The 14,038-nt window shown below is 71.1% G+C and carries 13 protein-coding genes and 1 pseudogene; 4 read left to right on the top strand and 10 right to left on the bottom strand.

What is annotated here, in order from left to right:
• Positions 1-10: 10 nt before the first annotated feature.
• Genes VGZ23_16640 through VGZ23_16625 form a run of 4 tightly spaced genes read right to left on the bottom strand, consistent with a single transcriptional unit; the run spans position 11 to position 3,149 of the window.
• Positions 11-676 (bottom strand): ABC transporter permease, encoded by a 666-nt coding sequence (locus VGZ23_16640; protein HEV2359220.1) that lies wholly within the window; start codon positions 674-676, stop codon positions 11-13.
• Positions 673-1,329, bottom strand: coding sequence for an ABC transporter permease (locus tag VGZ23_16635; GenBank protein ID HEV2359219.1), 657 nt, complete (start codon positions 1,327-1,329; stop codon positions 673-675). The genes VGZ23_16640 and VGZ23_16635 overlap by 4 nt, the downstream gene beginning before the upstream one ends.
• Positions 1,330-1,339: 10 nt before the next feature.
• Positions 1,340-2,314, bottom strand: coding sequence for an ABC transporter ATP-binding protein (locus VGZ23_16630; protein HEV2359218.1), 975 nt, complete (start codon positions 2,312-2,314; stop codon positions 1,340-1,342).
• Positions 2,315-2,354: 40 nt separating this feature from the next.
• Complete coding sequence (locus VGZ23_16625) at positions 2,355-3,149, bottom strand: 3-hydroxybutyrate dehydrogenase (GenBank protein HEV2359217.1); 795 nt, start codon at positions 3,147-3,149, stop codon at positions 2,355-2,357.
• Positions 3,150-3,380: 231 nt separating this feature from the next.
• Here VGZ23_16625 and VGZ23_16620 point away from each other — a divergent pair, with 231 nt between their 5' ends.
• Together VGZ23_16620 and VGZ23_16615 are read left to right on the top strand one after the other, a co-directional pair.
• Positions 3,381-3,962, top strand: a complete 582-nt coding sequence (locus tag VGZ23_16620) for a lysophospholipid acyltransferase family protein (GenBank protein HEV2359216.1) — start codon at positions 3,381-3,383, stop codon at positions 3,960-3,962.
• 42 nt (positions 3,963-4,004) lie between these two features.
• Complete coding sequence (locus tag VGZ23_16615; GenBank protein ID HEV2359215.1) at positions 4,005-6,275, top strand: xanthine dehydrogenase family protein molybdopterin-binding subunit; 2,271 nt, start codon at positions 4,005-4,007, stop codon at positions 6,273-6,275.
• 10 nt (positions 6,276-6,285) lie between these two features.
• Here the strand turns inward: VGZ23_16615 and VGZ23_16610 are convergent, their stop codons facing one another.
• Positions 6,286-7,137: an MBL fold metallo-hydrolase gene (locus VGZ23_16610; GenBank protein HEV2359214.1), complete on the bottom strand. Its 852-nt coding sequence runs from the start codon at positions 7,135-7,137 to the stop codon at positions 6,286-6,288.
• 152 nt (positions 7,138-7,289) lie between these two features.
• Here VGZ23_16610 and VGZ23_16605 point away from each other — a divergent pair, with 152 nt between their 5' ends.
• A complete protein-coding gene (locus VGZ23_16605) occupies positions 7,290-8,195 on the top strand; it encodes an undecaprenyl-diphosphate phosphatase (protein HEV2359213.1) in 906 nt (301 codons plus the stop codon).
• Positions 8,196-8,391: 196 nt separating this feature from the next.
• A pseudogene (locus VGZ23_16600) lies at positions 8,392-8,571 on the top strand (DNA-binding response regulator).
• A gap of 143 nt (positions 8,572-8,714) precedes the next feature.
• Here the strand turns inward: VGZ23_16600 and VGZ23_16595 are convergent.
• From VGZ23_16595 to pdxT, 5 genes are read right to left on the bottom strand one after another with little or no spacing between them, the layout of a single operon-like run.
• The gene (locus VGZ23_16595; GenBank protein HEV2359212.1) at positions 8,715-10,019 is read right to left on the bottom strand and encodes a CapA family protein; all 1,305 of its coding nucleotides are present in this window, start codon (positions 10,017-10,019) and stop codon (positions 8,715-8,717) included.
• Positions 10,020-10,028: 9 nt separating this feature from the next.
• A complete protein-coding gene (locus VGZ23_16590) occupies positions 10,029-10,901 on the bottom strand; it encodes an ABC transporter permease (protein HEV2359211.1) in 873 nt (290 codons plus the stop codon).
• A gap of 13 nt (positions 10,902-10,914) precedes the next feature.
• The gene (locus tag VGZ23_16585) at positions 10,915-11,856 is read right to left on the bottom strand and encodes an ABC transporter permease (GenBank protein ID HEV2359210.1); all 942 of its coding nucleotides are present in this window, start codon (positions 11,854-11,856) and stop codon (positions 10,915-10,917) included.
• A gap of 26 nt (positions 11,857-11,882) precedes the next feature.
• The gene (locus tag VGZ23_16580; protein ID HEV2359209.1) at positions 11,883-13,451 is read right to left on the bottom strand and encodes an ABC transporter substrate-binding protein; all 1,569 of its coding nucleotides are present in this window, start codon (positions 13,449-13,451) and stop codon (positions 11,883-11,885) included.
• Positions 13,451-14,038 carry a pyridoxal 5'-phosphate synthase glutaminase subunit PdxT gene (pdxT, locus tag VGZ23_16575; protein ID HEV2359208.1) on the bottom strand — a complete coding sequence of 196 codons (588 nt, stop codon included), beginning with the start codon at positions 14,036-14,038 and terminating at the stop codon, positions 13,451-13,453. The genes VGZ23_16580 and pdxT overlap by 1 nt, the downstream gene beginning before the upstream one ends.

Below are 14,038 nucleotides of genomic sequence, written 5' to 3'. Positions count from 1 at the left end.
CCTCCCGATATCATGGCATTCCACGCTGGAGCGACCACGTTCGCAGTCCCCGCGGCGTCAGCCCCCGCTGCGCCGCCCCGAGTCCGACCTCGGCGAGGATCGCCAGGACCGACACCGGCACCGTGCCGGCCAGAATCTGCGTGATGTCGACCTGGTAGAGTCCCGACAGAATGTAATCCCCGTACCCGCCCGCGCCGATGATGGCGGCGAGTGTGGCCGTGGCGATGATCTGGACGGCGGCCGTTCGGGCCCCCGAGGCGACCACGGGGAGCACCAGCGGCGCCTGAATGCGCAGGGCAATCTGCCGGCCGGTCATCCCCATCCCGCGGGCCGCGTCGACGACGGCGGGATCGACGCCGCGAAGACCGGCGAATGTATTCAACAGCACCGGGGGGACCCCTAGGACGGTCAGGGCCACGAACGCCGGGGTGAAGCCCAGGCCGAGGTACGGAATCGCCAGGGCCAGGAACGCGATGATCGGGACCGCGCGCATGAGCCCGCTCAGGTTGACGGCGAGAAAGGCCAGGACCGGCCGCCGCACGATCACCGCCCCGAGCACCGCGCCGATCACGGTCGCCGCGACGAACGAGGCGGCGCACAACGTGAGGTACTGCGCGCTGTGCCCCGCGTAGTCGTTGCTGGGATTGGTCACGAACCGGAGCAGCGCCGCCGTCATCGGTACGACCCGGCCTCCCGCCAGCGGCCCGCGGCCGTCTCAACCGCGAGGAGGAGGAAATCCGCGGCCACCGCCAGCAGGGCGATCACGATGCCCCCGGCCAGCACCTCGTCGTAGTTGGCGTTCTGGATGCTGCCGAAGATCAGGTCGCCCAATCCCCCTGCGCCGACCAGCGACGCGAGGGAGGCGATGCCGATCGTCGTCACCGTGGCCACCCGGACGCCTGCCAGCACGATGGGCAGCGCCAGCGGCGTCACGACACGGGCGAGCAGCTGCCGCCGGTTCATGCCCATCGCCAGCCCGACGTCGAGCAGGAGCGGATCGACGGCCTGAATCGCCGCCGCGGTGTTCCGAATCAGGACCAGCTGCGCGTAGAGCACGAGCGGGATCACGATCGTCGTGGTGCCGAGCCCGGTGGCAGGCACCAGCAGCGCGAGGAGCGCCAACCCCGGGATCGTGTACAGGAGACCGGCGAGTCCGACCACCGGGTAGTACAGGCGGCTGGAGCGGGCGACCAGCACGCCGAGCGGCAGCGCGATCAGGACCGAGATCCCCATGCTGATCCCAACGATCACCAGGTGCTGAAGCAGGAGGTTCGGCAGGCTCGACGGATCGCCGAGGGCGTAGCTCGACGGATTCAGGAGGAAGCGCACGGCGCGCGGGTCAGCCGCCCCCCGCCCTCAGTCGGTTGATTTCGTGCCCAATGCCCGCCAGCGTGGCGTACCCGAGCGGCTCCTGCGTCCCGTTGGCGACCACCGCCAGCGCGGGCGCTCCGGTCTCGAGCAAGACGAGCAGTGCCTCGAGCAACGTGGCGTCCGGCCCGAGCGGCGCCGCCGGCCGCCGATCGCCGCCCGGGACCGGTTCAAGGGCCGCGGAAACCGGAAGGTATTCGAGCTGGCGGAGGATCGTGTCGGCGCCGATGAGCCGCCGGACGAAGTCGTCGGCGGGCCGCGTCAGCAGCTCGACGGGCGTGCCGGCCTGGACGAGCCGGCCCTCCGACATGATGGCGATCAGGGAGCCGAGCCGGAACGCCTCGTCGACGTCGTGGGTCACAAACAGGATGGTCTTGCGCACCCCCTGCTGGATCCGAAGCAGCTCGGCCTGCATCCGGCTCCGCGTGATCGCGTCCAGCGCGCCGAACGGCTCGTCCATCAGGAGGATCCCCGGATCCGTCGCCAGCGCGCGGGCCAGCCCCACGCGCTGCTGCTCCCCGCCGGACAGCTGGCGCGGGTACCGCGACCGGTACTCCGCCGGATCGAGCCCCACCAGCGTGAGCAGCTCGTCGGCCCGCCGGATCATGCGGTCCTTCGCCCACCCCGCGACTTCGCCGGTCACGCGAACGTTCTCCGCCGCGGTCATGTGGGGAAAGAGCCCGGCCTGCTGGATGACGTAGCCGATGCGGCGCCGCAGCGCGATCGGATCTTCCTCGAGCACGTCGCGCCCGTCGATCAGGATAGCGCCGGAGGACGCCTCGACGAGGCGGTTGACCATCCGGAGAAGCGTGGTCTTGCCGGCGCCGGAGGTCCCCACGATCATGCACACGGCGCCCTCGGGAACATCGAACGTCACCCCGTCGACCACCGGGCGGGGGGCGCCAGGGTACGCCTTGGTCGCGTCCCGGAACGCAATTTTGCTCATCGCCGCGGGGGCGCAGGACCCCAGGACGCCGGCCGCCCCCTCAGCGCGCGGTCCATCCCTGATCCGCGGCGAGCGTCGTGCCGGTGATGCCGGCCGCGAGGTCGCTGCACAGGTACCGCACCGCCCCGGCGATCTCGTCGGGCTCGAGCAGCCGCTTGATCGCCGCGGGCTCGAGCATGACCTTCTCCACGACCTCCTGGACCGGGATCCCGTGCACCCTCGCCTGATCCGCGATCTGGCCTTCCACGAGCGGCGTGCGCACGTAGCCCGGGCAGATGGCGTTCGCGGTGATGCCGTGCTCCGCCACCTCGAGCGCGAGGACGCGGGTGAATCCCACGATCCCGTGCTTGGCGGCGGTATATGCGCTCTTGAACGGCGACGCCACCAAGCCGTGGATGGAGGCGATGTTGACGACGCGTCCCCAGCGATTGGCCATCATGTGCGGCAGCGCGTACTTGGTGCACAAAAACGTGCCGGTCAGCATCACGTCGATGAGCAGGCGCCACTTCTCTTCCGGGTATTCGTGGATCGGCGCGATGTACTGCAGGCCGGCGTTGTTGACCAGGATGTCGAGCCGGCCGAAGGCCCGCACGGCTTCGCCGATGAACCGCCGCACGTCGTCCGGCCGGCTCACGTCGGCCGCGAGTGAGACCGCGCGGCCTCCCGCCCGTTCGATCTCCGACGCGACCACGCCCGCCGCGTCGGGTCTGAGGTCGGCGACGCAGACCGCCGCGCCCCCGGCGGCGAGCGCGTGCGCCGTAGCCCGGCCGATGCCGCTGCCCGCCCCCGTGACGATGGCCGCCTTCCCCGCAACACTCAGATCCCACGCCGGCACGAGTCTCACCCCTTTTGCTGGCCGGACACGGCGGGCGTGCACCGCCGGCGTCCGCGCGCCGCCCCCTCTTCTTCGGCGGCGGCGCGGCCTCCCTGCCGAACAGCCGCGCGCCGGCCGGTGCCGCCGGCCACTGCGGTGATCCGGCCGCTTGCGGGGCGGGGCGGGGGCGCGTATGCTGATCGGAGATTGAACGGGCCGATCTACCGACTGATCCGCTGGGCGGTGCGCGGCATGGCGCGCGTGTTGTTCCGGCTTCGGGCCGTCGGCCTGGAACGCCTCGCGACGCCGGGACCCGCGGTCCTCGTCGCCAACCACGTCAGCTGGCTCGATCCGATTATTCTGCCGCTGGTGCTGCCGCGCAAGCCGGCGTTCCTTGCCATGGAGGAACTCTGGCGGATGCCGGGCGTCGCGTGGGTGATGCGGCTCTACGGCCCGCTCGCGATCCCGATCCGGCGCCAGGGGATCGACGCCTCGGCGCTGCGCCGGGCGACGGAGGCCCTCCGCCACGGCGCATGGCTGATCGTCTTTCCGGAGGGCGGGATTCCGCCGGCCGGGGAAGTGCGGCCGTTTCATCGAGGCGCCTCGATGCTCGCGGCGCGGACGGGCGCGCCGATCGTCCCGATCGCCCTCGTTGGAACGGACGACGCTCTCCCCCTCGGCCGCGTCATCCCGCGCGCGCGGCCGATCACGGTCTACGTCGGAGACCCGATCGCCGTGGCGACGGGCGACCGGAACGCCCTCGGCGACGCGGTCGCGCAGGCCGCCGCGCAAATTCGCTCCCTACGCACGGCGGCGCGCGCCCGCGCGCGCTGAGCCGCGGAGGCTTCGGCGCGTGAGCGGACGAACCTCGCTCACATGGCGTACGTCGGCACTCCGCTCCGGCGGCGGGAAGACCACCGCCTCCTGACCGGCGCCTCGCGCTTTCTCGACGACATCCGGCTGCCCGGAATGGTTCACGCGGCGATCGTCCGGTCGCCATACGCTCACGCCCGCGTCGTGCGCCTCGACGCGGAGACGGCGCGGGCGATGCCCGGGGTGGTCGCGGTGCTCACCGCGCACGATCTTGGCTCGCCGGTGCCGCGGATTCCGGCTGCACCCGTGTTCCCGGGCGTCGCACCGACGACTCATCCGCTCCTGGCCGATCAGACCGTCCGCTACGTCGGCCAGCCGGTCGCGGTGGTCGTCGCGGACAACCGCTATACCGCGGAGGACGCGGCGGAGGCGGTGCGGGTTGAGTACGAGGCGCTGCCCGCCGTGGTGGACGTCGACGCCGCGCTGGCGCCGGGCGCTCCGGTGCTTCACGCGTCCCTTGGGGGGAATGCTGTTTTCTCCCGCGAGGTGCGGGCGGGCGATCCAGAGGGGGCGTTTCGTGAGGCGGCCGTGGTGATCGAAGCCACGTTCGAGCAGCCCCGCCTCGCGGGGATGCCGCTCGAATGCCGCGGCGTGGTCGCGCAGTACGACCCGGCGTCCCGCCGGTTTGAGATCGCGCTGTCGACGCAGTCGCCGCACGGCGCGCGGGAGACCCTCGCCGAAATCCTGGGCGCCGACCGGGGACGGATCCGTGTGATCGCCCCGGACGTCGGCGGTGGATTCGGGGTCAAGGGCATCGACTATCCGGAAGAGGCGCTCGCCGCGTATCTCGCCCGGCGCCTGGAACGCCCGGTCGCCTGGGCCGAGGACCGGCTCGAAAACTTGAAGGCGACGATCCAGGGGCGGGGACAGCGGGCGCGCCTCCGCGCGGCGGCCGCCGCCGACGGCACCGTTACGGCGGTCGAGGGCGACATCCTGGCCGACCTCGGGGCGTACTGCTATTCGGTCACCGCGATCATCCCGACCCTCACAACACTCGTGGGGCTCGGCGCATACCGGATCCGGAACGTGCGGCTGCGAACGCGGGGGGTCGCGACGACGAAGGCGCCGAGCGGCCCCTACCGCGGCGCGGGGCGTCCGGAGGGCGCCTACTATATCGAGCGGCTGATGGATCTCGTGGCGGCGCGCCTCGACCTCGACCCCGCCGAGGTCCGCCGGCGCAACTTCATCGAGACGTTCCCGTACAAGGGGGCGACCGGACTCGTCTACGACTCAGGAAATTATCCGGCGCTGCTCGATCGGGCGCTGCGCCTGGCGGACTACGACCGGTGGCGGCGGGAACAGGCGCGCCGGCGCGAGGCCGGGCTGCCGCTGGGAATCGGACTCAGCACGTGGATCGAGACCGCGGGCGGCGGCGAGACGTGGGAGACCGCGATCGCACGGCTCGAACGGTCCGGCCGCGTGACGGCCGTGACCGGATCGTCGCCGCACGGCCAGGGACTCGCGACCGCGCTGAGCCAGATCCTGGCCGACGCGCTCGATCTTACACCCAAGGACGTCACGGTGCTCCACGGCGACACCGGCGCGATCCCCGAGGGCGTCGGCACATTCGGGAGCCGGTCGCTGTCGCTCGGCGGCTCCGCGATGGCGGTGGCGGCGTCCCAGCTGCGGACGCGCATCGTGGCCGCGGCGGCGAGACTCCTCGAGGCCGCGCCGCGCGATATCGTCCTCGAGCGCGGCCGGGCCGGGGTGCGGGGCGTTCCGAAGCGGTCGCTGACGTTTCGTGACATCGCGGCCCGAACCGGCGAGCCGCTCGACGCGAGCGCCCGGTTCGAATCCGAGCGGGTGATGACGCCGTCGGGCGCCCACGTCGCCGTGGTCGAAGTGGACCCCGACACGGGCGTCGTCAACGTCCTCGCGTACGTCGCGGTCAACGACTGCGGCCGGGTGGTCAATCCGCTGTTGGTTGAAGGGCAGGTGCACGGCAGCCTGGCGCAGGGGTACGCGCAGGCGTTTCTCGAGCACGTCGGCTACGGCGACGACGGGCAGCCGCTGACGGCGTCGTTGCTGGACTACACCGCCCCGACGGCCGCCGACCTTCCGCCGATCGTGTCGGACATACTCGAGACGCCCTCGCCGCTCAATCCGCTGGGCGCGAAAGGCATCGGCGAGTCGGGCACAATCGGCGCGCCCCCGGCTCTCGTGAACGCGGTGCACGATGCGCTGCGGCCGCTCGGCGTGCGCGCCCTCGACATGCCGATGACGCCGGACCGCGTGTGGCAGGCGATCCGCTCAGCCGGGCGCTCCCGGCCGTAGGCGTCGCGCATCACGTCCGCTCCCACGCGTAACCGGTGGCGGTCCGCACCACGCGGCCCCAGGCCGGGAAGCGATCGTGTGAAAACACCAGCACATTGTCGCGGCCGGCCGCCTCGGCGAGCAGGCGCCGGCGCGACGCGGCGAGTGAAGCGACGTCGCGGTTGGGAGGCGCCCACTCGACGTGCTCGACCTCGCACGGCAGATGAAACAAATCGCCCAGATAGTAGAATCGGCGCCCCGCCGACGCGACGCGGACGATGCAGTGGCCGGCCGTCTCGCCGGGCGCGGGGACGATCGTCACGCCGGGAGCCACCTCACGCGCGGCGTCGACGGGGTCAAGCAGGCCGAGGCCTTCCGCGAGCCCCAGGCGCCGCACGAGGGCGCTCTCCGGATCGCGCCGCGCCGGATGCTCCTCCCAATCGCGCCGGCCGATGACGTGCCGCGCGTTGGGGAAGCGCAACACAAGATCCGGTCCGCGCTCCATGGCCACGCCGGCGAAATGATCCTCGTGCACGTGGGTGATCAGCACGTGGGTCACGGAATCGGGTGCGACCTCGATCCGGCGCAGCGCGGCGGCGAGCCCGGGGGTCCGAGTGAGCCCCGGCCATTTGGCGGAGAACCCGCCCGCCCACGCCGAGGCGGGATCGTCGCACCCGGGATCGATGACGATCGACGCCTCCCCGAGCCGGATGTGGGCCAGGTTGAGGCCCAGCGTCACCGTGCCGGTCTCGTCCGCATCCGGCATCGCCCGGCGGCGTTCCGCGTCGGAGATCGGGAACCTCGGCGTCCAACAGAGCGTGCCGTCCGAAATCACCGTCACCACGGCCTCTCCGACTTGACGCGACGCGACGAACTCGGACATGCGCCCCTCCTGGATGTCACGGCGTGGCGTCACTTGCGGTGCGCTGCGCCGTGCCGTTCGTCGCCCCGCGGATGAAGCCCTACGTGGAGGGCGGGGTCGCGACCGGCGCGAACTGAGATGCTCATGTCTGCATCCACCTGCGCACGACCGCGATGACCCCACTCAGCAACACCGCCTGCGCGCAGGCCGCTCAGGTCAGCATCAACTTCGTGAACCTCGGCGCGTGGAAAGTATTCGTCCTCGGCATCGTGCAGGGCATCACCGAGCTGCTGCCGATCAGCAGCACGGCACACCTGCGCATCGTGCCGGCCCTGCTCGGCTGGCCGGATCCCGGATCCGCGTTTTCGGCCGCGATGCAGCTGGCGAGTCTGGTCGCGGTCGTCACGTTTCTGTGGCCCGATCTGAGGCGGATCGGACGGCAGACGGCCGAGGCGCTCGGCACCGGCAATTGGCGCGATCACTCGCTGCGGATGAGCGCCGGCATCGTGGTCGGCACGATCCCGATCGGCGTCGCGGGGCTCCTCCTGCAGCGGCGGCTCAACCAGTGCGACTCGCCCCTCCGGGGGATTGCGGTAATCGGGTGGGCCTGCGTGATCATGGGCGTGCTGCTCGCCCTGGCGGAGCGTTACGGGCAGCACGACCGGGCGGGCGGACGGCGGCGCTGGAACGACCTGTCCTTTGCGGACGGCCTGTACGTCGGCATCGCGCAGGCCTTCGCCCTCATCCCCGGCGTCTCGCGCTCCGGCTCGACGCTGACCGCCGGGCTGGCCCTCGGAATGGAGCGCGCCACGGCCGCGTGGTTTTCGTTCCTGTTGGGGGTCCCGGCGATCGTGCTGGCGGGACTCTACGAACTGGCGCACCTGAGAAAGGCGGGGCTCACCGGCCACGGCTGGGGCCTCCTCGCCTTGGGGCTCGCGTCCGGGTCCGCGGCTTCGTACGCCGCACTGTGGGCGCTCGTCCGCTATCTGCGGGACCACACCAGCTGGGTGTTCGCGTGGTACCGGGTCCTCCTCGGCATCGCCCTGCTGGCCGGCGCCGCGGCCGGATTGCTCCACTAGCGTCGCCCCGCATCACCGCGTCCGCCCGGCGGTAACCGGCCCCCCCACGGCGGCCACACGCCGCGCCCTGTGACCCGTTTCACACCCCGCGTATCTCGACCGGACGGTCACCCTCGGATAGAGCTACCTCCTGAGGCAATCGACGACGTTCGCGGGACTCGCGCGGGCCATCGAAAGCACAGCCCGCGGTCTCGTCGTGCTCGATTCCCACTTCGCGCACGGGGTCCCCGAGCGGCGGCGCGACGGCTTCGAGGTCACGCCCCGGCAGGGGGAAATCCTGGCCCTGATGGCCGCCGGCTTCACGAACACGGCGATCGCCGACATGCTGCGCCTGCGCGGCAAGTTCATCGAGAACCAGATCAACCAGCTGTATCAGCGCCTGCAGATCGAACCGGGAGACGCTTCCGTCCAGCCGCGCGTTCGCGCGGTGCTGACGTGTGCGGAGAAATTCGCAGCGGCCGGATCGGTCGGGGGGCGCAGCACAGCGCCTGAACGGACGGCGGAACCCGGGGGCGCCCGTCAGCCTCCCGGCCAGCGCACCACCCCGAAGCCGTCGTCGTCCCACGCGATGCGGCAGGACGGTGACAGGCGCGCCACCCGCTCGATCACGGCGCGTCCCTGGTCGGGCCCGGCCAGCACGGGACTCCCGCGCTGCGACCGCGGCAGCCCGTGCCCCAACGTCACCGGATAGAGCCGGATTTCGAGGAGCCGGTCGCCGTCGAACCGCATGATCGGGACCACGCTCTCCCAGTACGCCGGATCCGCCGCGAACCCGCCCCGGGCGCCCCGCGCGTCGAACAGATCGGCCGGGGTCGCCGTGACCGGCAGGCCGAGGCGGTCGTAGAAGTCCTGGGGCTGCCGCCACGGCGTCTCATTCTGGAAGATGAAGTTGCCGAGGCTGTAGAAGATCGGCCGGCCCCGGTGCACCTCCATCCCGCGCACCACGTGCGGCCCGTGGCCCAGCACGAGATCGGCCCCGGCGTCCACGGCCGCGCGGCAGAACGCGGGAATGAACTCCGCCGGCTGCTCGCGCACGCCGTCTTGCTGCTCGTGCGCGTGGACGCTCACGAGCACCCACTCGGCCTGGCGCCGCGCGTCGCGAATCCACGCGAGGTTGCCGGTGAGATCGCCCGCGTGCGGCTCGGTCCGGACGCCCTGCGGCTCGCCCACGCGAAACCGCTGTCCGAACGCCGTCGTGATGCCTTCCGGATCGGGCCGTTGAAACCCCAGCTGGATGGAATGCTCCCGCGCTGCGCTCAGGCGAAGCCGCCGGTCGATGCCGCGGACGGTCTCGAGCGTCGCGCGGTCCACGACGATCGTCGTCTCGAACCGCAGCGGGTTGACGCCGGGCCGCCCCTGGCAATCGGGACGCTGCTCGCCCGCGGGCGCGCCCGGCGGGAACGTGCTCGTCACGGCGAGCAGGGCGACGCGGCCGGCGGGCGTTTCAAGGTACCGCGGCATCCGCGCCTCCGCGAGGTGCCGGCCGAGGCCGGCGTACACGACGCCGGCGCGGTCGAGCGTCGCGAGGGTGCCGAAGAGCCCTCCCTCACCCCAGTCGAGCATGTGGTTGTTGGCCGCGGAGTAGAGGTTAAACCCCATCGCCACGAGATCGTCGATGATCGCCGGGGCGCCGCAGACATACGTGCCGCCGCTGGCGGCCTGCGGATAGCCCTGGAAGTCGTGGAGCGTCCCCTCGAGATTCACGAACCGCGCATCGGCGGCGCGGATGAGATCGCCGAGCCGCCGATGCGCGGAATCGCGGGAGGCGATGCGCTGCGTGACGAGGGCGTCGCCGGCGGCGGACACGGTGAGCGGACGGGGCATGTGTCCGGCCTATTCTTGCGCGGCCCGGGGAAGTCCTCGGGCCGCGCGCCGGCCGGCCGCGGCGTGCGGGTCGGCGAGCTCGCGCACGGCGTCGCCGACCAGGTTCAGGGAGAGCACCGTCAGCACGATCGCCACGCCCGGAAACACCACGAACCACGGCGCGGTGTCGATGTAGATGTGCGCGTCGTCGAGCATATTGCCCCACGTCGGCGCCGGCGGCCGCACCCCGAGCCCGAGAAACGAGAGCGCGGCGTCCGCGAGGATCGCTTCCGCAAAGACGAATGTCGACTGGACGATCAGCGGCGTCAGCGCGTTGCGGAGAATGTGCACGCCGAGGATCCGGGCGTCGCCCTCACCGAGCGCCACGGCGGCCTCGACGAACGCGCGCTGCTTGAGCTGCAGAGTGGAGGCACGCACGATGCGGGCGGTCCGCGGAAAGTACACGAGCGCGATGGCGATGATCTCGTTGCGCGCGCCGACGCCGAGGGCGGCGACGAGTGCGATCGCGAGCAGGATCGCGGGAAACGACATGAGGCCGTCGAGGATCCGCATCACAGGCGCATCGACGCCCCGATAGTAGCCGGCGGCCAATCCGGTGACCGTGCCGGCCGCGGTGCTCATCACCATGACGCCGAGGCCGATGAGCAGCGAGACGCGGCCGCTGTACACGACGCGGCTCAGCACATCCCGCCCGAAGTTGTCGGTGCCGAAGAGGTGGGCGGGTCCGGGCGGCGCCAGCCGCGCCGACATGTCGATGCCGTTCGGAGCCGGCAGGCCGAGCACCGGCGCGAGCAGGGCCGCCAGCGCGATCACCCCCAGCACCGCGAGCGAGGCGGCGGCGATCGGGCGCCTGCGGACGAGCGCCCTCAGGAACGCGTTCATCGATCCGTCGTCCCTAGTACGTGATGCGCGGGTCGAGCGCCGCGTACAGCAGGTCGACCGCGAGGTTGACGGCGACGTAGACGAGCGCGACGAACAGCACGACGCCCTCGATGACCGGGTAGTCCCGCCGGCCGATCGACTGCACGATGAGGTTCCCGATGCCCGGCAGCACGAAGACCGTCTCGACGACCACCGCGCCGGAGAGGAGATTGGCGAGACTCGTGCCGACGACGGTCAGCGTCGGGATGAGCGCGTTGCGGAACGCGTGGCGGGTCAAGACCCGCGGCTCGCGGACGCCCTTGCTCCGCGCGGTCCGGATGTAGTCCTCGTCGAGGACGTCGATCGTCGCGTCCCGCGCCATCCGCGCGACCAGGCCGGCCTGGGTGAATCCGAGCGCCACCGCGGGCAGGATCAGGCTGCCGAGCCAGGGCCCGATGCCGTGCGCCGGCGAGACGTAGCCGGCGACCGGAAAGAGCCGCACCGCGACCGCGAGCAACGCGATCAGGTTGAGCCCCGTCCAGAACGACGGAATCGAAACGCCGAGCAGCACGAATATCATGAAGCCCTGGTCGAACCGGGTGTGACGCTTCCAGGCGGCCAGGATGCCAGACGGGATCGCGACCGCGAGCGCCAGCAACTCCGCCAGTCCCGTCAGGCTCATCGTGGGCCCGAGGTGAGTCCAGATCGCGCGCGTGACGGACTGCCGCAGGAAGATCGAGTCGCCCAGATCGCCGCGCAGCACGCGCTCCAGCCACACCGCAAACTGCACGTAGAGCGGCCGGTCCAGTCCGAGGGCGGTCCGCAGCTGCGCGATCTGCGCGGGCGAGGCTTCCGGGCCCAGGATCACCGAGGCCGGGTCGCCCGGAATGAGATGGATCAGCAGGAACACGGCGACGCCGACGACGGCGAGCACCGGGACCAGCGCCAGCGCGCGTCCGGCCGCGTAGCGCGCCATGCGCGGTCAGATCCGGGCGGGGACTCTCAGTGCGTCACCCACGTGTTCCAAAACCTGACGTCGAAATAGCCGGTGTAGCCGTGCAGGCGGCCGTTGTTGTAGACCTCGAGGCCGAACTCGTTGCCGACCTTGGCCACCGGCACCTCGGCATAGAAGAGGGTTTGAATCTGATCCATGACCCTGCTCCGCGCGCCCGCCGCGGTGACGGGCGTGCGGCTCCACTCTTCCAGCAGCCGGTCCAGTGCGGCGCTCTTGTACCAACCCGGCCACTTCTGGCCGAAGAAGATGACGCCGGTCGGGTCGATCGACGGCGAGAAGCCGGTGATGAACATGTCATAGAGCTCCGGCTTGGTCCGCCGGCTCAAGAGGGTCGCCCAATCGTAGACCTGTGAATCGACGTTGAAGCCCACCGCCTGGAGTTCCGGCGTGAGCACCTGGGCCATGTTGTACATCCAGGTATAGTCTTTGGTCGACATCAGCACGATCTTCTGGCCCTTGTAGCCGGCCTCGCGCATCAACTCGCGGGCCTTGTCGAGATTCTGATGGTTGTAGACGTCCGCCCCCGCGGCGCTGTGCACGTCGCGCTGCTCGGGAAAGAAGAGCCCCGGGTCCAGCTGCCAGAAGGCCTTCGGCCCGGCGGCGGCGGCCATGAGGTCCGAGTCCTTCATCGCGTCCTGCACGGCCTGGCGGAGCCGCACGTCGGTGAACGGCCCGTGCGCCTTGTTGAACACCACGCCGGGCCAGCTGAACACCTTGACGATGTCCGCGGTCAGGCGGCCGTTCGATTTGACCTTCGGGTACAGATCCTGCGGCAGTTCGAGGGCCAGGTCGTACTGTGCCGTCGACACGCCGGCCAGCCGCACCTGGGGGTCCGTGACCGGGTAGAAGTCGATCTCGTCCGCGTAGGCAACTTTGCGGCCGGTGAGCCCGCCCCAGTTCTCCGTGCGCGAGATGTAGCCCGGGTTGCGCGCGAGCACGATCTTCTGTCCCCGCGTCCACTGCTTGAAGATGTAGGGCCCGGTGCCGACCAGCTCGGCGAGCGGTTGTAATCCCGCCCGTTCCGCGATCGCCTTCGGCATGATCACGGCGGACTGCTTCGGGTCGCCGAGGTTGGTGATGAGCGGGGTGAAGGGCGCGGAGAGCGCGATCTCGACCGTCGACGAATCGACCGCGCGCAGCGCCGTGATGAACTTGAACGTCTCCTGGCCGCCGCCGCTGAGCCTGCCCCAGCGCTGCAACGACGCGATCACGTCGTCGGCCGTCACCGGCTGGCCGTTGTGGAACGTGAGGCCCCGGCGGAGCCTGATCGTGTAGCGCCGCCCGTCCGGGCTCACGGTGTAACCCGCCGCGAGCAACGGCCGCACCGTGTACTGCTGGTCGATCGCAAAGAGCCCCTCGAAGACGTGCCAGGCGACGAGGCGCGTCGCCGTTGCCGTCGAGGACGTCCAGTCGAACGTATTCGGCTCCGCGTTGGTCGCCACGCGGATCGCGCCGCCGGCCTGGGCCTGGCCCGAGGCCGCGCCGCCGGATGCCGTCCACAGGAGTACCGGAACCACCGCCGCCGCCAGAATGCGGCGCCCAACGCCGGTCCGCATCACCGACACCGCCTTTCTCCCCGTTCGCGCCCGTCCCGGAGCATCGTCAGAAAATAGCGATGCACGCGATCGTCGGACGTGAGCTCCGGGTGAAACGCGGAGACCAGCATGTTGCCCTGGCGCACCAACACCGGCTTTCCGTCGAGGGACGCCAGCACGCTCGCCTCCGGTCCCACCCGGTCGATGACCGGAGCGCGGATGAACACGGCGTGGAGCGGCCGCTCGCCGAGCGCCGGCACCGCGAGGTCCGTTTCGAACGAGTCCGCCTGCCGGCCGTAGGCGTTCCGCCGCACCTCGATGTTCATCACCCTGAGGAGCGGCGGCTCGCCGCCGCGCGCCGTCTCGGAGAGCATGATCATGCCGGCGCAGGTGCCGTACACCGGCATGCCTTCCCGGACCCGTTCGGGAATCGCCCGGTCCAGCCCGTACTCCACGGCCAGCTTGCCGATCGTGGTGGATTCGCCCCCCGGGATGATCAGCGCGTCGACACGGGCCAGGTCCTCGGGCGTCCGCACCTCGACGGCCTCGACGCCGAGGGATTCGAGCATCTTCACGTGTTCGACGACGTCGCCTTGGAGCGCCAGCAC

Source organism: bacterium (assembly GCA_035945995.1).
Lineage (GTDB): Bacteria > Sysuimicrobiota > Sysuimicrobiia > Sysuimicrobiales > Segetimicrobiaceae > DASSJF01.
Note: the sequence above shows the minus strand (reverse complement) of the source record. Positions and strands in the feature narration are given on the sequence as shown.